A 21,708-nucleotide genomic window follows, 5' to 3' on the forward strand; every position below is an offset into this window, starting at 1 on the left:
GGGCGCGGGGTCGTGGGTCGCACGGGCCCGGGGCGATATTGCGGTGAACGCCGAAGCGTCCGCGCCCTACGGTCGAGCCATGCAGAAGCAATCCTCACGCCTTGCGCTCGCCGCCGCCGGTGTCACCGTGGTCCTCTGGGCCTCCGCCTTCGTCTCCATCCGCAGCGCAGGGACGGCCTACTCGCCCGGCGCTCTCGCGCTCGGGCGGCTGCTCGCGGGGGTCCTGGTCCTGGGGGCCGTCCTCCTGATCCGGCGGGAGGGGCTGCCGCCGCGAGCGGCCTGGCGGGGGATCGCGGTCTCGGGCCTGCTCTGGTTCGGGGTCTACATGGTGGTGCTCAACTGGGGCGAGCAGGAGGTCGACGCGGGCACGGCGGCGATGGTGGTGAACATCGGACCGATCCTGATCGCCCTGCTCGGCGCCCGGTTCCTCGGGGAGTCGCTGCCGCCCCGGCTGCTCGCCGGCATGGCGGTGTCCTTCGCGGGCGCGGTGACCGTGGGCCTGTCCATGTCCGCGGCGGACGACGGCTCCTCCGGCGGACACGCCTCGGTGCTCGGGGTGCTGCTCTGCGTCCTCGCGGCGATGGCGTACGCGGGCGGGGTGGTGGCCCAGAAGCCGGCGCTCGCTCACGGCAGCGCGCTCCAGGTGACCACCTTCGGCTGTCTGGTGGGGGCGGTGGCCTGTCTGCCGTTCGCGGGGCAGCTGGTCGAGGAGGCGGGCCGCGCGCCGCTGTCCGCGACGCTGAACATGATCTATCTGGGCGTGTTCCCGACCGCGCTCGCGTTCACGACCTGGGCCTACGCCCTGGCCCGTACGACCGCCGGACGGATGGGAGCGACGACGTACGCCGTACCCGCCCTCGTCGTGCTGATGGCGTGGATGTTCCTGGGCGAGCTGCCCGGGCTTCTCACCCTCGCCGGGGGCGCGCTGTGCCTGGCCGGTGTGGCCGTCTCCCGCTCGCGGTCCCGGGCGTCCGTCGGTGCCGGAGCGGCCGAATCCCCCTGACGGGCCGGGGCGCCGGGCCGGTGTCGCCCGACCCGACGCCCGCTCCCGTGGGCGCCGGGCCCCTGGCGCTCACACGTCCCGGCGCCGTACCACCAGCACCGCGGCGGCCACCGCGGCGGCGGTCCACGCTCCGTACACGATCCACGCCTCGGTGACGGTCAGCGGATATCTGCCGAGGTCGTGCGCCCGCTCCGGATTCGTCACGAGCCGCTGCCAGGCGCTGAGCGGCATGGCGTTGCCGATCTCCTTGACCCAGCGATAGCGCTCGCCCCCGAAGAGCGCCGGCAGCAGCAACAGCAGGCCGACGACCGTGACGACGGACCCGGCGGCGTGCCGGACCGCCGCACCCACCGCCATACCGACCAGCGCGCAGAGCGGGGCGAGGAGGGCGCCCGCGACCACGGCGCGCAGGGCGCCCGGGTCGCCGAGCGACAGGCCGCCGTGGTCGCGCAGAAGCATCTGGGTCACGCCGAAGGAGGTGGCGGAGACCAGTGTGCCGAGCGCGAGCATGACCGCCGACACCACGGTCAGCTTGGCGGCGACCACTCCCCGCCGGTCGGGGACCGCGGCGAAGGTCGTACGGATCAGCCCGGTGGTGTACTCGCCGAAGACCACGATCGCCCCCACGGCGGCGGCGATGATCACGAACAGCTGCCAGGCGGGATCGACGAACGCCGTGTGCAGCGGATCGAACAGGAAGAGCGGGCCGTCGTCCGGAGCCTCCGTCGGCGGCTCCGCCGACGACTGGCCCTGCCGCCCGAGCCGGTCCGCGTTGGACGCGGCGGAGTTCACGTTGATGCCGATCACGGTCAGCGCTCCGACGCCGAGCACCCATGACGTGGATCGCAGCGACCAGAGCTTGATCCACTCGGCGGCGAGGAGGTGCCGGGAGCGCGCGGGCGCCCCGGCCGGGGCGTCGTCGAGTACGGGGGTCATCGGGCGGCTCCTGCGCAGCACTGAGGTCATCGGGCTGTCCCCGCGGCGTACTCGACGCTCCCGGCGGTGAGTTCCATGAAGGCCTCCTCCAGGGAGGCGGCCCGCGGGCTGAGTTCATGCAGCCGCACCCCGTGCGCGAAGGCCAGCTCGCCGATGCGGTCGGCGGGCAGACCGGTCACCGTGTACGCCCCGCCGGGCTCCGCCCGTACCACCGCACCCTCTTCCGCCAGCACCCCGGACAGGGCGTCCGCGTCGGGCGTACGGAGGCTCACCCGCGGCTCCCCGCCGCGGGTCGCGAAGTCCCGCAGGCTCTCCGCCGCGATCAGTCTGCCGCGGCCGATGACGATCAGCTCCTCCGCGGTCTGCTCCATCTCACGCATCAGATGACTGGAGACGAGCACGGTGCGGCCCTCGCCCGCCAGGCGCCCGAAGAGGTTCCGCACCCAGCCCACGCCCTCCGGGTCGAGGCCGTTGAGCGGCTCGTCGAAGAGCAGGACGGGCGGATCGCCGAGCAGGGCGGCGGCGATGCCGAGCCGCTGCTTCATCCCCAGGGAGAAGCCGCCGATCCTGCGGCCCGCCGCGTCGGCCATGCCCACCTCCGCGAGGACCTCCGCCACCCGTCGGCGCGGCAGCCCGTTGCCGACCGCCAGCGCCGTCAGATGGGCGCGGGCGGTCCGACCGCCGTGCACGTCATGGGCGTCGAGGAGGGCGCCGACGTGGCGCAGGCCACGGGGACGGTCGCCGAACGGCCGCCCGTCGACGGTCACGGTGCCGCCGGTGGGCCGGTTCAGGCCGAGGACCATCCGCAGGGTGGTGGTCTTGCCGGCACCGTTCGGCCCCAGGAACCCGGTGACCACACCCGGGCGGACGGTGAAGGACAGGCGGTCGACGGCGGTGGTCCCGCCGTAGCGCTTGATGAGTTCGGTCGCTTCGATCACGGTGTCCACGCTGCCGGGGCGGACCCCCCGCGGGCATCGGGCCGCCGGCCACCGTCGGGGCGCCGGGGGTAGCCCACGGGATTACGCCCACGGGCCGATGCCCGGGCCGGACCGCCTCCCTATGATCGGCGCATGAAAGCCCCGCAGGTGAGCTGCGCATGAAGGCCCCTCAGGATGCTTCGCGGTCGCTCCTCGCCGAGGTCGCGGCCTGGTGCGCGGGCATCGTCTACGTCGTCCTGCTGTACGTCGTCACGTTGAACACCGGCACCGAACTGACCGGCGTGCGGCTGGTGACGGCCGCCCTGCCCGCCGTACTGCTCCTGCCCCTGATGCGGCGACGGCCGCTGCCCGCCCTGGCGCTCCTGCTCACCGCCTCCTTCACGGCGACCGTCCTGGCGAACTCGATCATGGCCGCGGGGCAGGGCTTCCACGGCGGCACGGCGGGCGCGCGGACACAGGCCTGGCAGATCGCGTATCTGCAGGCCGTGCTCACCGGTCTCGCCGTCGGACGGATCGCCGCCACCCGGTCGCGGCCGACGGCGGCCTGCGCCGCGCTCGTGGCGCTCGGAGCGCAGATCGGGGCAGCCGCCTACTACGCCTCGTCGTTCCTCACCGTCTCGGCCCTCCTGGCCCTGATGACGGTCACCGCCTGGACGCTCGGCCACTCGGCCGGCGAGCGCCGCCGGCACGCGGCCGCCCTGCGGGACCGGGCCTCGGAGCGGGCCGTCATCGCGGAACGGCTGCGGATCGCCCGGGAACTGCACGACATGGTGGCGCACAGCATCGGCGTCATCGCCATCCAGGCCGGGGTGGGGCGGCGCGTCATCGACACCCAGCCGGCGGAGGCCCGCAACTCCCTCGCCGCCATCGAGGAGACCAGCCGCGACACCCTGGCGGGCCTGCGCCGGATGCTCGGCGCGCTGCGGGAGGCGGACCCCGCGGACGGGGGCGCCCCGCTCGGCCCGGCACCGGTGCTCGCCGATCTCGACGGGCTTGCGGAGCGCACCCGCGACGCGGGCGTGCGGGTGCACATCGACTGGCGGGGCGAACTGCGGCCGCTGCCCGCGGAGATCGAGCTGTCCGCGTACCGCATCGTCCAGGAGGCCCTCACCAACGTCGTCCGCCACTCGGGCGCCGACGCCTGCCGGGTGACCGTCGAGCGCCGTGCGGACGACCTGTCCATCGAGGTCACCGACGAGGGCCACGGCCCGGCCGGCCTGCCCGGCGCCGCCGGCTACGGCCTTACGGGCATGCGGGAGCGCGCGGCGCTGCTGCACGGCGAGTTCACGGCCGGGCCGCGCGCCGGGGGCGGTTTCCGCGTGGCGGCCCGGCTCCCCGTACCGGCGGTGACCGGATGACGCGGGTGCCGCCCGACGACCTTCCCGGTGCCGGCGGAGACCGGCTGACCCGGGTGCTGTTGACCGACGACCAGCCGCTGGTCCGGCACGGGTTGCGGGTGCTGATCGCCGATCACCCCAGGCTGGAGGTGGCGGGCGAGGCGGCGAACGGCGAGGAGGCGGTACGGCTCGCGGAACAGCTGGCGCCGGACGTGGTGATGATGGACATCCGGATGCCGGGCATGGACGGCATCGAGGCCACCCGGCGGATCACCGCGAGCCCCGGCACGCCGCCGAAGGTCCTCGTCCTCACCACGTTCGACGACGACGAGTACGTCTACGGCGCGCTGCGGGCCGGTGCGAGCGGCTTCCTCGTCAAGGACATGGACATGGACCAGATCCTCGCCGCGATCGAGACCGTCGCGGCGGGCGACGCCCTCATCGCGCCGAGCGTGACCCGCCGCCTGATCGCGGAGTTCGCGGCCCGCCCCGCCGCCGCCCCGCCGCCGCGGCCCACGGAGGGGATCACCGCGCGCGAGCGGGAGGTGCTCACCCTGGTCGGACGTGGCCTGTCCAACGCGGAGATCGCCTCGCAGCTGCACATCAGCGTGGCCACGGCGAAGGCCCATGTGAGCAGGCTGCTGACGAAACTGGACGCCCGGGACAGGGTGCAGCTGGTCATCACCGCGTACGAGCTGAGGCTGGTCACCGCGCCTCAGGGATGACCCGGGACACGGGCATGAGCCGGGACACGGGCATGGCCCGGAACACGGGCATGGCCCGGAACACGGGGCGCTGCGGCCCCGCTCACTCTCCCGAGCGCAGCAGCTGGCGGGCGAAGTCGGCGAGGGACCGGCCGATGCGCTCGGTCGACAGCCCGAGTTCGTGCCGCTGGAACCGGAACACCTCGGGAGACAGCGGGCTGAGCACGATGTCGATCAGCGGGTCCGGGTCCCGGATCCCGTGGTCGACGAGCAGCGTGCGGACGTGGACGCGCCAGAAGCCGTAGGCGCCCGTCCGGAAGCGCACGGGGCCGGTCTCCGCCCCGAGCGCCAGCGGCAGATGACGTTCGAGCAGGTCGACCATCGCCAGACAGAACGCGGCGAGCCGCTCACCGGCGGGGGCGCCGGGGCCCAGCGGCGGCGGCCCGTAGATCAGCTGCCCCTGAAGCCGGCGCTCGTGTTCGTCGAGCAGGGCGACGGCGACCGACGACGGGTCGGGAAAGCTCCGGTACAGCGTGGCGCGGCCGACCTCTGCCGCCTTGGCGATCTTGTCCATGGTGACCGACCGGGGGTCCTGCTCGGCGAAGAGCCGCTCCGCGGCGGCCAGGATCTGGGCGCGGTTGCGTTCCGCGTCCGCGCGTCGGCGCGGGGCGACCTGCTGGTCGCCGGGCGCCTGGAGATCGCCGAGGAGCCCGCCCATCCGGTGCACGGAGGCGGCTCCACGTCCGCGCTGCTCGTCCTCGCTCATGGACCAGACCCTACTTCCCCGGAGAACAAGTGGACACCTTGTCCGCTTGGACAGGCACATGGCATGCTAAACGGACGCAGTGTCCATTTACAGCTCGCCATCCCGCCCCAGGGAGATCCAGATGCACCCCGCGCTCCTCGTCGCGGCCCTGCTGGTCGGCTGCCTCCTGGCCGTCCAGGCCTCGGTGAACCTCCAGCTCAACTCGGCCGTCGGCACGCCGTACGGCGCCTCGACCATCCAGCTCGGCGTCGCGACCGGTCTCCTCACCGTGCTCGCGGTGGCCGCCGGAGCCCTCGGCGCGCTCGGCAAGCTGCCCGACGTCGAGGTCTGGCAACTGCTCGGCGGACTGGCCAGTCCGCTCTACATCACCAGCGGCATCCTGCTCTTCCCACGCCTGGGCGCGCTCGCGGCCGTCGGACTCTTCGTCACCGGCCAGATGTTCGCCTCGCTCGCGCTCGACCTCTTCGGCCTCCTCGGCCTCGAACAGAAGGACCTGAGCGCCGGGATCGTCGGCGGCGCCGTGGCCGTCCTCGCGGGCATCGTCGTGATCGTCCGGGGCATGAAGGCCGCCGCCCCTCCCGGCGCCCCCAGGACGTCGAGCGCCGGCCGGACCGGCCTGCTCGCCCTCGGCGTCCTCGCCGGTGCCGCGCTTCCCGTACAGGGCGCGGTTAACGCCCAGCTGCGCGCGCAGCTCAAGGAGCCCCTCACCGTCGCCGTGATCAGCTTCGCCGTGGCGACCTTCACCATCGCCGTCGTCCTCCTCGTGCTCTGCGCGACCCGGCGGACGCCCAGGCCCAGGATCGCCCCGCTGAAGAAGATGCCCTGGTGGGGCTGGCTCGGTGGCGCCTGCGCCGCCGCCTACGTCACCGGCACCTTCCTGCTCATCCCCTCCATCGGGGCGGCCGTGACCATCGCGCTCACCGTGACGGGACAGCAGCTCACCTCGGCGCTGATCGACCACAAGGGCCTGTTCGCACTCCCGCGGCGTGCCCTCACGAAGCCGCGCGCCCTGGGTCTCGGCCTGCTGGTCGCCGGTTCCCTGACCATCCAGCTCGTCTGACCGACACCCGAGGAGAAGCATGTCCGGACCGAACAGCACCGCCGCTGACAGCACCACTCCGAGCAGCACCGACGCGAGCGCCGTCGACCTGATCCCACCGCGCGGGATCATCACCGTCTTCGCCGACATCTGGTGCTCCTTCGCGCACATCGCCGTCCACCGGCTGCACACGACCCGGGCCCGTCTGGGCCTGACGGAGCGGGTCTCCTTCGACCTGCGCGCCTTCCCGCTCGAACTGCTCAACGACGCCCCCAGCCCGCGCCCCGGCACGGACAGCGAGGTGGCCAGGATGGCCGTCCTGGAGCCGGACGCCGGATGGCAGCTGTGGCAGGCCAAGGACTGGCTCTACCCCTCGACGACCCTGCCCGCCCTGGAGGCCGTGCTCGCGGCGAAGGAGCAGGGCCTGAACGCGTCGGAGCAGCTGGACCTCGGGCTTCGCCGGGCGTTCTGGGCCGAGTCCCGCTGCGTCGCCAACCGGAGGGTGATCCTCGACGTGGCCGCGGACACCGGCGTGGTCGACGTCGACGCCCTCACCGAGGCGCTGGACGACGGGCGGGCCCGCCGGGCGCTCGCGGACCAGGCCGCGCTCGCCGGGAGCGACCGGATCGACTGCAGCCCGCACCTGTTCCTGCCCGACGGCTCCGACCACGCCAATCCCGGCATCGACGTGGGCTGGGCGGGCGATTACGGCATCGGCTGGCCGGTGATCGTCTCGGACGACCCGAAGGTGTACGAGGACATCCTGCGTCGGGCCGCCGCTGAATAGCCGCATGGCCGAAGGGCCGAAGGGCCGAAGGGCCGAAGGGCCACCGGCGACGGGCCCGCACGGGCCCGCACCGACGCGAGGTCGGTGCGGGCCCCCGGGGTCCGTCAGGGGAAGACGACCAGGGCGCGGCCGCCCTTGCCGGCGAGCATGTTGTCGAAGGCGCCCGGGATGCCGTCCAGGGTGATCCGCTCGGTGACGAGCGCGCCGAGGTCGAACCTCCCGGCCCTGATGTGTTCGGCGAGCACCGGCAGGTCCTCGGCCGGGTTCGAGTTGCCGTACACGCAGCCCGTGAGGGTACGGCCCCAGTGGAAGATCTCCAGGGCGTTGAAGGTGACCTGCTGGTCCTTGCCGCCGATGCCGACGACCGTGGTCCGACCGCCGCGCCGGGTGGACTCCCAGGCGGTCCTGATGGTGACGGCGCGGCCGACGCATTCGACGGCCACGTCGACGCCCTGGCCTCCCGTCAGCTTCCGGATCTCCCTCGCCGTGGTCTCCGAGGCGACGACGTACTCGGTCGCCCCCGCGGCCCGTGCGAGCGCCTCCTTCTCCGGGGAGACGTCGACGGCGACGATCGTGGACGCGCCCGCGATCCGGGCGGCCTGGAGGGTGGCCAGGCCCACCCCGCCGACACCGAACACCGCGACGGACTCGCCCTCCCGTACCCGGGCGGAGTGGTGGACGGCGCCCCAGCCGGTGAGGACGGCGCAGCCGAGCAGGGCGGCGTCGGTGAGCGGGATCCCGTCGGGGACGGGCAGGAGGCACTTCTCGGCGACGACCGTCTCCTCGGCGAAGGCGGCGACGTTGAGGCCCGGGTGGAGTTCGGTGCCGTCCTGGGTACGGGCGTGGACGTTCGCGGCTCCGGCCAGGGCGTCGACGCAGAGCCAGACCTCGCCGAGCGTGCAGGGGTGACAGTTCCCGCAGGACGGGGCCCAGTTGAGGACGACGGCGTCGCCCGGGGCGACCTGGGTGACGCCCTCGCCGACCGAGATGACGGTGCCCGCTCCCTCGTGCCCGAGGACGGCGGGGACCGGCAGACGCATGGTGCCGTTGGTGAGGGACAGGTCGGAGTGGCAGACGCCGGCGGCGGCGAGCCTGACCCGGACCTGTCCGGGGCCGGGCTCGGGCAGCTCGATGCCGGTGATCTCCAGGGGAGAGCCGACGGCGGGCAGGACTGCGGCACGGATCACGCTCACGTGCGGTGCTCCTCGGAACTCGGAACCGGAAGGACGCGGAACTGGAGGGACTCGGGACTGCGGCGATTCAGAACCGCAGGGACTCAGAACCGCAGGGAGTCAGAACTGCAGGGAGTCAGAACTGCAGGGACTTGGTCTGGAGGTACTCGGAGAGGCCGTGTGCGCCGAGTTCCCTGCCCACCCCGGACTGCTTGTACCCGCCGAAGGGGGCCCGCGGGTTGAACCGGCCGCCGTTGATGTCGACCTGGCCGGTCTCCATGCGGCGGGCGAAGGCCACGGCCTCCTCGGGCTCGCCCCAGACGGCCCCGGCGAGGCCGTACACGGTGCCGTTGGCGATGGCGAGCGCGTCGGCCTCGTCCTCGTACCGGAGGAGCGAGACGACGGGCCCGAAGATCTCCTCCTGGGCGATGGTCATCTCCGGGGTGACGTCGGCGAAGACGGTCGGGGAAACGTAGTAGCCGGTCTCGCGCGGCGCCTCGGGACCGCCCGCGACGAGCCGGGCGCCCTCCTCGATGCCCTTCTCGATGTACCCGCGTACGCGCTCCCGCTGCTTGGCGTTGACGAGGGGGCCGACGCGCTCGCCGGGGACGTACTTGGCGACGGCCTCGGCGGCGAGGGCCACCGCCTCCTCGTACCGGTCGGCGGGGATCAGCATCCGGGTCCAGGCGCTGCACGTCTGGCCCGAGTTGGACATGACGTTGGCGATGCCGACGGCGACGGCCTTCGGGAGGTCGGCGCTGGGCAGGATGACGTTGGCGGACTTGCCGCCGAGTTCGAGGGCGACCCGCTTGACGGCCCCGCCTGCGAGGGCGCCGATGCGGCGGCCGACGGCGGTGGAGCCGGTGAAGGAGACGAGGTCCACGTCGGGGTGTTCGGCGAGCGCCTGGCCGGCGACCGGGCCGAGCCCGGTGACCAGGTTGAAGACGCCGCCGGGGATCCCCGCCTCGTGCACGGCCTCGGCGAAGAGCTGGGCGGTGAGCGGGGTGTCCTCGGCGGGCTTGAGGACGACGGTGCAGCCGGCCGCGAGGGCCGGGGCGACCTTGGCGACGATCTGGTGGAGCGGGTAGTTCCAGGGGGTGATGGCGGCGACGACGCCCACCGGCTCGGAGTAGACGGTGGAGTTGCCGACCTTCTCCTCGAAGGGATGGGTGGCGGCCAGTTCCGCGTACGTGCCCGCCACGGCGATCGGCAGTCCCGCGTGGACGGCGGCGGCGAGCTGCGGCGGCGCGCCGAGTTCGGCGGTGACGGTGGCGGCGATCTCCTCCGCGCGGGCGGCCAGCGCGTCGCGCAGGGCGGCGATGCGGGCGCCGCGCCCGGCGGGCGGGGTCGCGGCCCAGTCGGGCAGCGCGGCGCGGGCCGCGCGTACGGCGGCGTCGACGTCCTCCGCGGTGCCGGCCGGGACGTGCCCGATGACCTGCTCGTCCGACGGGTTGGTCACGGCGATGGTGTCCGTGGAGGAGGCGGGTCGCCACTCCCCGCCGATGTACATCGCGTCGTGGGCCTTCATCCGCTGTCTCCTCACGTTGCCTGCCGAACCATTGCCTGCCGAGTCGGTGCGGGGCAGGTCGGACGTGCCGACCACTCTGCCGCACGGCCGGTCGCCGGGTCACCGGCCGGTCGCCCGGTCACCGGCTCCCTCGGTCCCGAGCTCCCAAACTAGCGCTGTTAGTTTTCTGGCGCCAGGGTCTGTCGGAGTGCCCCCGGTCTCACCCCGCGGCGCGTCCCCACGCCACCCGGTCGTGCCGCCCCGGCGCTCCAGGACGGCTCGACGCACGGCACGGTGACGGGCGGGCCCGCCGGCCGACCCCCGGGGGAACGGCTGACGGGTGGCCGGCCCGCGCGTGCGACCCGTCCGGACCGCCGGGCGAAGGTCTCCCGCCTACACCGGACGGCGCCGTTCCGCTGCACAGGGCATCCAATTACAGTGGGCGCACTCATGAGCGCAGACATACCAGCGAGCGGCGCACCTCCGGTGCTGCGGATCCATCTCCTCGGCGGGTTCCGGGTCGACCGGCACGGCGGGCCGCCCCTCGCGGAGCGCTGGCCGCGTCCGAGCGCCCGGACGCTGGTGAAACTGCTCGCGGTCTCCCCCGGCCACAGTCTCCACCGTGAGCAGGCGCTGGAGATCTGCTGGCCGGACGCGGATCCGCAGGCCGCGCTCGGCAGTCTGCGCGTGGCGCTCCACGCGGCCCGCCGGGCGATCGAACCCGAGCTGGCACCCCGGGCGGCGTCCTCCTATCTGACGGGTGAGGGTGCGCTGCTGCGCCTCGATCCGCGGACGGTACGGATCGACGCCGACGAGGCGGAGTCCCTGGCGGAGGCGGCGCTCGCCGGAGGCGGGCGCGCCGGACTGGCCGCCGCCCTGGAGGCGTTCACGGGCGAACTGCTGCCCGAGGACCGGTACGCGCCCTGGGCCGCGGCCCGCCGCGAGCGCCTCACCGCCCTGCGTGAACGCACCCTGGTGGCGCTCGCGGCAGCCCATCTGGCGGCCGGCTCCCCCGAGGAGGCGGTCGCCGCGGCCGAGCAGGTCCTCGTGGCGGCCCCCGCCGAGGAGGAGGCGCACCGGATCCTGATCGGGGCGTACGTCCGGCAAGGCCTGCGGCGCCGGGCCGTCGCCCAGTACCACCTGTGCCGGGAGGCACTGGACGCGGAGTTCGGCATGCGGCCCGGTCCGGAGACCGAGCGCCTCCACCGGGCGGCGCTCGCGGCCGCGTCCTCGCCCCCACCGGCCTCCCGGTCGGTGGGGCCCACGCTGCCTGCCGTGGTGCGTCAGCCGCCCGGCACTCCGCTGCGCGGCCGGGACGAGCTCCTCGCCCGGCTCCTCGCCGACGGCTCTCCGCCCGTTCTGCTGCTCACGGGGGAGGCCGGGCTCGGCAAGACCCGGCTGGCCGGTGAGGCGGCGCGGCGGGCAGCGGCGGAGGGCACCGTCGTGCTGTGGGGCGCGGGTCACGACGCGGAGGGCCACACGCCGTACGGTCCGTTCGCCGAGGCGCTGGACGGCTGGCTCGCCGGCCGGTCTACGGCGGAACTGGCCAGGACGGGGACGGAGTATCCCGAACTGGCGGCGCTTCTGCCGTCCTTGGGGCGGGTGCCTGTCGGGGGCGGGCGCAGTCCCGAGGAGGAGCGGGACCGGCTGTTCCGGGCGACGGCGGGGCTGCTCGGAGAACTGGCGGCGGAGCGGCCCGTGATGGTGGTGCTGGACGACCTCCACGCGGGGGACACGGGCTCGTTCCAGCTCCTCGGCCATCTTGCCCGCCGGGCCCGGGAGGGGGGAAGGGCTTGGCGATTTCTCGCCACCCTCCGCCCGGAGGAACTTCCCGCCGCCGACCCGCGCCGCCACGTGCTCGACCTGCTGCTCCGCCAGTCCCTCGCCGGCGCGATCGAGCTGCCCCGGCTCTCCCGCGAGGCGTGTCTGGCGCTGACGGCCGACGCGCTGGGCACCGGGAGCGCCGTTCCCGAGCGGGTGTGGGAGCTGTCCCTCGGCAATCCGCTGTTCGCGCTCGAACTCGCGCGCGCGGTAGGGACCGAGGACGGCCGGTCCTGCGCCCCGGAGGGCGTCCGCCAGCTCGTGGCCGAACGCCTGGGCCGACTGGGCCCCGCGGCCCGCCGGGTGGTCGACGCCGTCGCGGTCGCCGGCCAGGACGCGGCCCTCACCGAGGTCCTCGACGTCGCCAGGCGCGCGGGTCATCCACGGCTGTCGGCGGCCCAGGCGACGGAGGCCGTGGAGGCGGCCGTCGCCGCCTCGGTGGTCGAGGAGCGGCAGGTCGTCTCCGAGGGCCGGCCGGTCGCCGGTCTCGCCTTCCGTCACCCGCTGGTACGGCTGACCTGCTACGAGAGCCTGTCCGCGGTCCGGCGCCGGCTGCTGCACTCGGCGTACGCGGAGGCGGTGCTGCGCCGCCGCCCGGCGGCCGTGGACACGCTCGCCACCCATCTGACCCGGGCGGACGACCCCCGCGCCACCGCCTATCTGCGGCAGGCGGCCGAGCGGGCGGCGGCGCTCTACGCCAACGACACCGCGGACCGCTACTACGCCGAACTCACCGGCCGGCTCGACGCGCTGGCCGCCGACGCCGCGCGCGCCCGGATCGACCGCAGCGCCGTGCTGCGCCGCCTCGGCCGTTTCGACGAGGCGGCACGGCTGCTCGGCGAGGCGCTGGAGGAGCTGGGCCGGCGCGGGGACGCGGACGGCCGTGTCCTGGCCGCCGCGCGGCTCGCGGAGCTCGCGCCGAAGACCCGCGGGGCGGAGGACGGATTCCGGCTGCTCGACGCCTGCCCGCCCGGTCCGGACACCCCGGCGGCGGTGGCGAGCGCCCACCACCTGGCCCGCGGGGTGCTGTGTTTCGTCGCGGGCCGTTACGAGGAGGGTGTCGCCGCCGCGCGGACCGCGCAGGAGGCGGCGCAGGCGGTGACGGGGCCGGAGCGGCGCGGGCTGCTTGCCAGGGCGCTGGCCGCGCAGGCGACCTCGCTGGGTCTCGCCGGCCGGTTCGGTCAGGCGGGGCCGGTCGCGGACCGGGCGCTGCCGCACGCGGAGGCGTACGGCGACCCGCAGTTGCTGGCCTCGGTGCTCTCGGTGCTGCGCGAGACGGCCCGGCGGGCGGGGCGGCTGCGGGAGGCGATCGACACGGGCCGCCGGGCGCTCGCACTCGCGGAGCGCTCGGGCGACCCGACGGCGACGGTCTTCGAGCGGGCGAACCTCGCGGAGCTCCATCTCCTGGTGGAGGAGGTGTCCGAGGCGCGCCGGCTCGCCGAGACGGCGGTGCGGGACATCGGGTCGCACGCCGAGTGGTGCGCGCCGTACGCCCTGGTGGCGCTCGCCCGCGTACGGATGCGGACGGCCGAATCGGGCGGCGGCGGCGAGCCGGGCGGAGCCGAGCTGCTCGATCCCGCCGAGCGGACGGCCCTGGCCCAGGGGGACCACCAGGCGGGTTACGAGGTGCGGTCGGCGCGGGCCGAGCTCGCCGTCCGGGAGGGCAGGCCGGAGGAGGCGCTGCGGCTCCTCGCGGGGTACCGGGAGACCGGTGCCGCGCATCTGACGGCCTGGGCGCTCCTCGCGTGCGGCCGGGCCGGGGAGGCCGCAGATGCGGCGGGGGCGGAGGCGGCGCGCGCGGAGCGGGCCGGGGAGCGGCTCGCCGAGACCGAGGCCCGTACGGCGCACGCCGCCGCGCTCGCGGAACTCGGCCGGACCCGGGAGTCCGCCGCCGAGTTCGACCGGGCGACCGCCCTGGCGGAGGGGCTGCCGTACCCGGCGGGCGTCCGCCGGGTGGCGTGCGCCCGTGGGCCGGCCGCTCCGGACGGGAGCAGGGGTCGGCCCTGTACGAAGTGACGCCCGGCCGACGGAGCGGCTGGCTTCCGTCGGTCGGGGCGTGGTGCTGCGGGCCCGGGTGGCCGGTCAGATCTTCCGGGCGATGTCGGTGAGATGGGCGAAGACGACGATGTTCGATTCGTAACCCGCTTTGCGGTCGAAGGCTCCGCCGCAGGTCAGCAGCCTCAGTTCGGGCCGCCCCGTGGAGCCGTACACCTCCTTGTCGGGGAATTCGGTCTTGGCGTACGTGCGGACCCGGTCGACCGTGAAGACGGCGACCCTGCCGTCGGCGCGGGCGACCCGGACGGTGTTGCCGGGGCTGAGCGAGTCGAGGTTCAGGAAGACGGCGGGTCCGGTGCGGGTGTCACGGTGGCCGACGACCACCGCGGTGCCCCGCTCACCGGGCGTGGCACCGTTCGCGTACCAGCCGACGACCTGCGGGTTGTCGACCGGCGGCGTGGCGAGCCGGCCCGCCCCGTCGAGACCGAGATCGATCACGGGCGCCTCGATCGTGATGGCCGGTACGGCCAGGGCGGTGGGACGCGAACGGGCCAGCGGCGCGGGCGGCGGCGCCGGCCTGGGCGGCGGCGTGGCCTTCGGCCGCGCCTTGGGCTTGGCCTTGTGGTCGAGGGCGGCCGGCGCTCCGGCCGCCGCGACCGCCCCGGCCCCACCCGCGGCGCCCGGGGCGGCGGCGCGCGCCTGGTGGGCCGGCTCCTCGCCGCCGGCCCACCAGACCCCTCCGCCCACCAGGACCACGGTGACCGTGACGGTCCTGGCGAGCCGGAGCAGGCGCCGCCGCTTGCGCGTGAGGCGGGACGGCCTACGCGGCGCCATCGTTGCGGCGGCGCGAGCGGCGGATCATGACGAGTCCGGCCGTACCGGCGACGCCGGCGGCGATGGCCGCCCCGATGCCGAAGCTGGAGGTGTCCTCGGCGGCGATCTGCGCGCTGCCGCCACCGCCCGCGCCGACCGGGCCGTGCGGGGGCTTGCCGTGGCCGCCGGGGCCGCCCCCGGGGCCGCCGTTGCCGCCGGTGGTGGGTCCGTTGATCGGCAGGCAGGTGACCCGGAAGACCTTCTGCTTGGCCGCGCCTTGCTGGCCCTCCCACGTCCATTCGACCTTGTACATGCCGGTCTTCAGGAAGATGGGACCCGTGGCTCCGTCGCCGTTCGCGTTGACGGAGATGTCGCCGTCCCTCACCGAGTCGTCCTGGTTACCAGGCTCGCCCGGCTGCGGGAAGATCTCGTAGTGGAGGCTCTGCAGGCCGTCGAAGTTGAAGGCGGCGAGGCGGAACGGGCACCCGACGTGCGGCTCGTTGACCTGGCTGCTGTTGGGGGTGGTGAACTTGTGCACCTTGACGTCACCGTTGTCACCGGGGGCGGCGACGGCCGACTGGGCCCCGGCGAGGGTCACTCCGCCGAGCGCCAGCGTGGCGAGTGTGGCGCGGAGCAGGGTGCGGGTGGTGGGAGTGGTCATGGTGGAAGGTCCTCCAGTCGTGAGCAGATCGGACACTTACTGCGATAATCCGACTATCTGTCACGACATGGACACAGAGGGTGGCGACCCGGCCGCGTCGTTCCCTGTGTCCACCCGTCCGGCCCACTCACCCCTCACCAGGGGTCAGATGATCCCGAAGAGGATCCCGGCCGCGAGCACGACCAGCGAGGTCAGGGCGGCCCACTTCACCGTGAACCGGGTGTGGTCGCCGAACTCCACCTTCGCCATCCCGACGAGGACGTACACGGCGGGAACCAGCGGGCTCGACATGTGCAGGGCCTGACCGACCAGCGAGGCCCTGGCGATCTCCAGGGGGGACACGCCGTGGGCGGCACCCGCCTCCGCGAGGACCGGCAGGACACCGAAGTAGAAGCCGTCGTTCGACATGAAGTAGGTGAGCGGGAGGCTGAGCACACCGGTGACCAGGGCCATGTACGGCCCCATGCCCTCGGGGATGGCGCCGACGAGCCAGTCGGCCATGTGCTTGACCATGCCCGTACCGGTCAGGACACCGGTGAAGACGGCGGCGGCGAAGACCATGCCCGCGACGTTGAGGACGTTGTCGGCGTGGGCGGCGATGCGGGCCTTCTGCTCGGCCATGTTCGGGTAGTTGACGGTGAGCGCGAGCGCGGCGCCGAGGAGGAACAGGACCGGGATCGGCATCAGTTCGAGGATCATCGCGGTGAGCAGTGCGACGGTCAGGCCGGCGTTGAACCAGTACAGCTTGGGCCGGAGCGTCGCACGGTTCGGGTCGAGGCCCTGGAACCCCTCGTCCGCGCCGTCGTCCGCTGCCTTCACTGCTCCCGCTCCCGAGGGGGTGGGCGCGCCCGGGGCGTCACCGGAACCGCCGGCCGCCTTCCTGGCCGGGTCGGCACCCCCGCCGCCCGCCGCGACCAGCACGGTCCCGGTCCCGGGCTCCGGCACCAGGACCTGGTCGAGCGTGAGGTAGCCGATGCGCTTGCGCTCCCGGCGCCCGAGGACGTACGCGAGGGCGAAGACGAAGAGCAGGCCCGCGCCGAGCGCGGGGATCATCGGTACGAAGATGTCGGCGGCGTCCAGCTTCAGCGCGGTCGCGGCGCGGGCCGTCGGACCACCCCAGGGCAGGGTGTTCATCACGCCGTTGGCAGTGGCGGCGACACCCGTCATGACCACCAGGCTCATACCGAGCCTCTTGTACAGCGGATACATCGCCGAGACGGTGATCATGAAGGTCGTGGAGCCGTCACCGTCCAGCGAGACGATCGCGGCGAGCACGGCCGTGCCCACGACGACCCGGACGGGGTCGGCCTTGCAGAAGCGCAGGATGCCCCGGACGATCGGGTCGAAGAGGCCCACGTCGATCATGACGCCGAAGTACACGATGGCGAACATCAGCATCGCGGCCGTCGGCGCCAGCTTGCCGACGCCTTCGATCACGTAGTCGCCGAGCTGGGCCCCCTGCCCGACCGCGACGCAGAAGAGCGCCGGGATCAGCACGAGCGCCGCGATCGGCGACATCTTTTTCATCATGATCAGAACCAGAAAGGTCGCGATCATGGCGAAGCCGAGGACGGTCAGCATGGAGGACACCTCACGTTCACCGTTGAACTGCCGCCGAGCGGCGGTCCGGATGACGGTAGGTGTCCTCTTCTGCCGTTAACAAGATGTTGACGCGTGAGCAATACGAGCAAAACCCCAGGTCAGCGAAGGGGTCGCGATTGAGGGCGCGCCGATGGCCGCCCTGGGGGTCACGGCAGGGGCGACACCTCGACGGGGAAGCCGTTCAGAACGGCGGTCCCCGACAGCGGGTCGATCAGTGACCCGTCGAGCAGCTGGTTGACGTTGACGCCGGGGCGGGCGGACGCCACGGACAGCCGGGTGCCCGGCCGGTCGTGGCCCCAGCCGTGCGGAATGCTCACCACGCCCTCACGTACACCGTCGGTCACCTCCACCGGCACGTCGAGCTCGCCGCCCGCGCCCTTGACCCGGGCGAGGCCGCCGTCGGTCAGCCGCAGCCGGGCCGCGTCCTCGGGGTGCACCTGGAGGGTGCAGCGGTTCGAGCCGCCGCCGAGGGCCGGAACGTTGTGCAGCCAGCTGTTGTTCGAGCGCAGGTGCCGGCGCCCGACGAGCTGGAGGGTGCCCTCGTCGGGTACGGCGTCGAGCGCGGCGCGCAGCCGCGGCAGGTCGGCGGCGAGGGGTGCGGGCAACAGCTCGATCCGCCCGCTGCGGGTCTTGAGCACCTGGGGGAGGCGCGGCTTCAGCGGGCCGAGGTCGATGCCGTGCGGGTGCGCCCGCAGCTCGTCGAGGGTGAGCCCGTACGGTCCGAGGCGGAGCATCAGGTCGAGCCGGCGCTCGGCCCCGGTCTCCCCGGTGAGCCGGGCGGCGAACTCCTTGGGGTCGGCGCCGTACGCCGGCGAGTGCTCCTGGGTCACGGCCTTGGCGAGGGTGGTGTCGACGGCGAGGTCGTCCACGGCCGACGGCGGCGCGCCGTGCTCCCCCGAGCTCTCGGCTTCGCTCGACCAGGGGGCACCCCCATCGGAGACGGCGAGGATCAGCCGGGCGTGGATCTCGCACTCGTCCATGCCGTCCGCTTCGAGGGGGACGACCGCCGGGGTGTAGCGGACCTGGTCGCGGACGGCGAACCCGTTGAAGGCGAAGTCGAAGTGGGCGCTGCGGGACGGCGGGGGCGGCGGCAGCAGGACGTCGGCGTGGCGGGTGGTCTCGTTGAGGTAGGGGTCGACGGCGACCATGAGGTCGAGGGAGTCGAGGGCCCGGTCCAGGCGGTTGCCGTCGGGGGCGGAGAGCACGGGGTTGGCGGCGACGGTGATCAGGGCCCGGATCCGCCCCTCCCCCGGCGTCTCGATCTCCTCGGCGAGCGCGACGAGGGGCAACTCGCCCTTCACCTCCGGGTGGTGGGAGACCCGGCTGTGCCGGCGGCCGAGGTCGAAGCCCCTGCCGGGGCCCGCGGGGCGGGGGGCGGGCGTGGTGGCGGAGAGCGGGAAGAGGGCGCCGCCGGGCCGGTCGAGGTTGCCGGTGAGGATGTTGAGCACGTCGACGAGCCAGTTGGCGAGGGTGCCGTACGCCACGGTGGAGCTGCCCATCCGCCCGTAGACGGCGGCGGTGGGCGCGGCGGCCAGTTCCCGGGCGAGGGCGCGGATGGTGTCCGCGTCCACGTCGCAGGCGGCGGCGACGGCCTCGGGGCTGAACTCCGCGGTCGCCGCCCGTACTTCCTCGACCCCCTCCACCTGGTCGGCGAGCTGGCCTAGGTCGGCGAGTCCCTCCTCGAAGAGGGTGTGGACGAGCGCGGCGAGGAGTAGCGCGTCGGCGCCGGGACGGATGGCGACGTGCCGGTCGGCGAGGCGGGCGGTGCGGGTCCGTCGGGGGTCGACGACGGTGAGGGTGCCGCCGCGCCGGCGCAGTGCCTTGAGCCTGCCGGGGAAGTCGGGGGCCGTGCACAGGCTTCCGTTGGAGTCCAGGGGGTTGGCTCCGAGGATCAGCAGGTGGTCGGTGCGGTCCAGGTCCGGTACGGGGATGGCGAAAGGGTCCCCGTACAGCAGGCCGCTGGAGACGTGCTTGGGCATCTGGTCGATCGTGGACGCCGTGAAGAGGTTCCTGGTGCGCAACGCGCCGAGCAGCAGGGGCGGGTAGAGGGCGCCGGCCATCGTGTGCACATTGGGGTTGCCCAGGACGATACCCACGGCATCCGGCCCGTACTCCTCGACGAGCGGACGGATCCTGGCGGCGATCGTGTCGAACGCCTCCTCCCAGGTGGCCTCCTGGAGACGCCCGTCCTTCCGGACCATGGGGCCGCGGAGCCGTTCCGGGTCGGCGTCGACCTCGGGGAAGGCCGCGCCCTTGGGGCAGAGGAACCCCTGGCTGAAGATGTCGTCGCGGTCGCCGCGCGCACCGGTGACGCGGGTCCCCTCGATGGTCAGGGTCAGTCCGCAGGTCGCTTCGCAGAGGGGACAGATGCGCAGGGCGGTGGACATGGGGTCTCCCTGGGGCGAGGTCGGGTCGCCGAGCATACCGACCGGTAGGCACGTTCGGGAGGGGGTGCGGCAGGTTACGCGAGCCAGTGCGCCAGATAGGCGTGGAGCAGTTGGCGGGTCTCGTCGATCAGCGCCGGATCCCCGGCGGGATCCGTACGGAAGGCGAGCCGGACGAGGGCGTCGGCCGTCTCGACCCCGACCAGGACCTTCCGCCTCAGGTCGTCGTCGGCGGGACGGTTCAGGTGGGTGGCGAGGAGGGCGCAGAGGCGTTCGGCGACCTGCCGGTTGGGGTCCTCGGCGAGGCTCCCCGCGGAAGCCCCGGCGCCCTCCTCTCCGCCCGCTTCTCCGCCATCCCCTCCGGCACGGCCTCCATCCCCCTCGCCCTCGCCCGCGCCCTCGCCGGACGCGGTGGCCGGGACCCCGAAGTCGACGAGCGCGAAGCCGGGGACGGTCCGCTTCATCGCGATGAACTCGTCCAGGACGCTGTCGATGGCCCCGTAGGCGTCGAGGAGCGGCGCGGCGGCCAGGCGGTCCGAGACCCGCCGGGCGTACTCGTCGAGGTTGCGGTGCGCGAGGGCGGCGACCATCGCCCGCTTGTTGCCGAAGAAGCGGTAGACGGAGCCGATGGGAACGCCGGCGCGGCTCGCGACGGCTCGGGTGCTCAGCTGCTCGTAGCCGGTCTCGTCGAGCAGTTCGGCACAGGCGTCGAGGATGCGGGCGAGCCGCTCGGCGCTGCGCTGCTGGACGGGGGTCCGGCGGAGCGAGGGCGGGGTCTGCGGGCGGGTCTGGGGCACGGGAACCATGATGCCGCTCCGGTCGGGCTCGGGGCGATCGGCGGGCGAGGGCGACCGGGCCCGCCTCGGGTGTCGGGGTGACAGGCGGCGGGCGGCGGGCGGCGCGGCAGCGGGGCAGGGGGGCAGGGGGGCAGGGGGCTCAGGCGATCAGCAGGCCGATGCCCCCGAGGGTGTACGCGATCATCAGCGCGAACAGCGGGAGTTGGCCCGCGACGGCCCGGTCGGGCGGGAAGAGGCGCACGGACCGGTCGTGGGCGGCGACGACACCGAGAACGTGACCCGTGACGATCGCGGCGACCTGGAGGGTCGCGAGGCCGCCGGGACCCGGGAACGGGGCGGGCGCGGAGGCGTTGTCAGTGCCCCCTGCCATCATGACTGTGCGTGGTCCTTCGGTGACGAAGAGCGAGAAGTAGTGGGCGGCGAGATAGCCGACGGCGATGGGCAGGAGCGAGTGCGCGAAGGAGGTGAGAGGCGTGGTGAGTGTGCGGTTCACGAGGCGCAGGGCGCCCGCGCAGAGTCCGTAGCAGGCGGCGGCGAGGGCGACGACGGCGAGGAGGCCGAGTGTGGCGGTGGGGGTCGGGCCGAGGGGTGAGGTCTGGAGGGTGGTGATCCAGCGGGGGTTGTCGGAGAGGCCGTCGTAGGCGGTGGAGCCGAGCAGGACACAGACGGTGGCGACCAGGCCGGGGGTCTGCGGGGTGGCGTCGAGGCCGTGGAAGGGGGAGCGCAGGACGAGTCGGCCGTCGGAGCGGCGGCCGAGCGGTGAGAGGCGGGCGAGAAGGGAGGAGTACACCTCGAAGGGGTCGGCGTGGGCGAACCACCGGTCGCCGTAGCGGGCGGCGCCGAGGAGCTGGACGCCGACATGGAAGGCGAGCGCGGTCAGGAGGGTGGAGGAGGAGGTGTTGTCGGGGACGACGAGTTCGAGCCAGGTGAAGAGGAGGAGCCCGGCGGCGGCGGGACGGATGCCGAGTGCGGCGGGCACGGGGCGGGGGCTCCGGGGCGGGTGCAGGGAGAGGAGGGCGCGCAGGGGGTTGAGGAGGCGCCAGACGGGGCCGAGGAGGAGGGAGGCGGGCACGAGCCCGACCCAGAGCAGGACGTAGAGGGCGCCGGGCGCGGGGTTGCGGTCCGGGTCATCGGGGCCGAGGAGGAGGTGAAGGAGGAAGAGCAGGGCGGCGGCTGCACCGAGGAGGCGCAGGGCGGTACGGAGGGCCGGGGAGTCGGCCGTCCGCTGGAGGGCGGCGGGCAGCGGGCGCCCGGCCAGGTCGCCCCTGAAGCGGGAGGAGGACCAGAGCAGGCCGAGGGCGAGGAAGGAGACGAGGAGCGCGGCGAAGGCGCCGGCGTAGGCGTAGAAGGGAGAGAGGGGGAGGTCGTGCCGGGAGCCCACGCCGTGGGCGAGCGGAAGTCCGGGGGTGGGCGCGGGGGCGGCGGCGTGGATGGCGGCGTAGGCGG

At 74.1% G+C, this 21,708-nt stretch carries 17 protein-coding genes; 6 read left to right on the plus strand and 11 right to left on the minus strand.

From position 1 onward, the window contains the following. The first annotated feature begins 79 nt into the window (after positions 1-79). On the plus strand, positions 80-1,003 hold the full coding sequence (locus tag ACIA8N_RS21190; RefSeq protein ID WP_365783542.1) for a DMT family transporter: 924 nt from the start codon (positions 80-82) through the stop codon (positions 1,001-1,003). 69 nt (positions 1,004-1,072) lie between these two features. On the opposite strand, the gene ACIA8N_RS21195 is transcribed toward ACIA8N_RS21190, so the two are convergent. Both ACIA8N_RS21195 and ACIA8N_RS21200 read right to left on the minus strand, forming a co-directional pair. After that, positions 1,073-1,939 (minus strand): ABC transporter permease, encoded by an 867-nt coding sequence (locus ACIA8N_RS21195; protein WP_365783544.1) that lies wholly within the window; start codon positions 1,937-1,939, stop codon positions 1,073-1,075. Between the two features lie 26 nt (positions 1,940-1,965). Next, entirely contained in the window at positions 1,966-2,877 is a 912-nt protein-coding gene (locus ACIA8N_RS21200; RefSeq protein ID WP_365783545.1) for an ATP-binding cassette domain-containing protein, read from the minus strand. A 158-nt stretch (positions 2,878-3,035) separates the two neighbouring features. Between ACIA8N_RS21200 and ACIA8N_RS21205 the strand changes: the two genes are divergently transcribed. Beyond that, positions 3,036-4,235 carry a sensor histidine kinase gene (locus ACIA8N_RS21205; protein WP_365783547.1) on the plus strand — a complete coding sequence of 400 codons (1,200 nt, stop codon included), beginning with the start codon at positions 3,036-3,038 and terminating at the stop codon, positions 4,233-4,235. Continuing rightward, complete coding sequence (locus ACIA8N_RS21210) at positions 4,232-4,939, plus strand: response regulator transcription factor (RefSeq protein ID WP_365783549.1); 708 nt, start codon at positions 4,232-4,234, stop codon at positions 4,937-4,939. The genes ACIA8N_RS21205 and ACIA8N_RS21210 overlap by 4 nt, the downstream gene beginning before the upstream one ends. 82 nt (positions 4,940-5,021) lie before the next feature. Here ACIA8N_RS21210 and ACIA8N_RS21215 read toward each other — a convergent pair whose 3' ends face one another. Then, positions 5,022-5,684 carry a helix-turn-helix domain-containing protein gene (locus ACIA8N_RS21215; protein ID WP_365783551.1) on the minus strand — a complete coding sequence of 221 codons (663 nt, stop codon included), beginning with the start codon at positions 5,682-5,684 and terminating at the stop codon, positions 5,022-5,024. 121 nt (positions 5,685-5,805) lie between these two features. Between ACIA8N_RS21215 and ACIA8N_RS21220 the strand changes: the two genes are divergently transcribed. Together ACIA8N_RS21220 and ACIA8N_RS21225 are read left to right on the plus strand one after the other, a co-directional pair. Further along, positions 5,806-6,744, plus strand: a complete 939-nt coding sequence (locus tag ACIA8N_RS21220; RefSeq protein WP_365783553.1) for a DMT family transporter — start codon at positions 5,806-5,808, stop codon at positions 6,742-6,744. A 19-nt stretch (positions 6,745-6,763) separates the two neighbouring features. Then, on the plus strand, positions 6,764-7,510 hold the full coding sequence (locus ACIA8N_RS21225) for a DsbA family protein (protein WP_365783555.1): 747 nt from the start codon (positions 6,764-6,766) through the stop codon (positions 7,508-7,510). Between the two features lie 104 nt (positions 7,511-7,614). On the opposite strand, the gene ACIA8N_RS21230 is transcribed toward ACIA8N_RS21225, so the two are convergent. Next, complete coding sequence (locus ACIA8N_RS21230) at positions 7,615-8,697, minus strand: Zn-dependent alcohol dehydrogenase (protein ID WP_365783682.1); 1,083 nt, start codon at positions 8,695-8,697, stop codon at positions 7,615-7,617. 121 nt (positions 8,698-8,818) lie between these two features. Then, entirely contained in the window at positions 8,819-10,210 is a 1,392-nt protein-coding gene (locus ACIA8N_RS21235) for an aldehyde dehydrogenase family protein (RefSeq protein ID WP_365783557.1), read from the minus strand. Positions 10,211-10,639: 429 nt separating this feature from the next. Here ACIA8N_RS21235 and ACIA8N_RS21240 point away from each other — a divergent pair, with 429 nt between their 5' ends. After that, the gene (locus ACIA8N_RS21240; RefSeq protein ID WP_365783559.1) at positions 10,640-14,026 is read left to right on the plus strand and encodes an AAA family ATPase; all 3,387 of its coding nucleotides are present in this window, start codon (positions 10,640-10,642) and stop codon (positions 14,024-14,026) included. 66 nt (positions 14,027-14,092) lie between these two features. On the opposite strand, the gene ACIA8N_RS21245 is transcribed toward ACIA8N_RS21240, so the two are convergent. From ACIA8N_RS21245 to ACIA8N_RS21270, 6 genes are all read right to left on the minus strand, one after another. Further along, positions 14,093-14,839 carry a class F sortase gene (locus ACIA8N_RS21245; RefSeq protein WP_365783561.1) on the minus strand — a complete coding sequence of 249 codons (747 nt, stop codon included), beginning with the start codon at positions 14,837-14,839 and terminating at the stop codon, positions 14,093-14,095. Next, on the minus strand, positions 14,826-15,479 hold the full coding sequence (locus ACIA8N_RS21250) for a hypothetical protein (protein ID WP_365783564.1): 654 nt from the start codon (positions 15,477-15,479) through the stop codon (positions 14,826-14,828). The genes ACIA8N_RS21245 and ACIA8N_RS21250 overlap by 14 nt, the downstream gene beginning before the upstream one ends. Before the next feature lie 144 nt (positions 15,480-15,623). After that, on the minus strand, positions 15,624-17,060 hold the full coding sequence (locus ACIA8N_RS21255; RefSeq protein WP_365783566.1) for a citrate:proton symporter: 1,437 nt from the start codon (positions 17,058-17,060) through the stop codon (positions 15,624-15,626). Between the two features lie 167 nt (positions 17,061-17,227). Next, positions 17,228-19,468, minus strand: a complete 2,241-nt coding sequence (locus tag ACIA8N_RS21260) for a molybdopterin-dependent oxidoreductase (protein WP_365783568.1) — start codon at positions 19,466-19,468, stop codon at positions 17,228-17,230. Positions 19,469-19,542: 74 nt separating this feature from the next. After that, entirely contained in the window at positions 19,543-20,271 is a 729-nt protein-coding gene (locus ACIA8N_RS21265; protein ID WP_365783570.1) for a TetR/AcrR family transcriptional regulator, read from the minus strand. A 130-nt stretch (positions 20,272-20,401) separates the two neighbouring features. Continuing rightward, positions 20,402-21,694, minus strand: coding sequence for a hypothetical protein (locus tag ACIA8N_RS21270; RefSeq protein ID WP_365783684.1), 1,293 nt, complete (start codon positions 21,692-21,694; stop codon positions 20,402-20,404). Positions 21,695-21,708: the final 14 nt, after the last annotated feature.

Source organism: Streptomyces sp. NPDC051822 (assembly GCF_044452745.1).
In the GTDB taxonomy this organism is placed as follows: domain Bacteria; phylum Actinomycetota; class Actinomycetes; order Streptomycetales; family Streptomycetaceae; genus Streptomyces.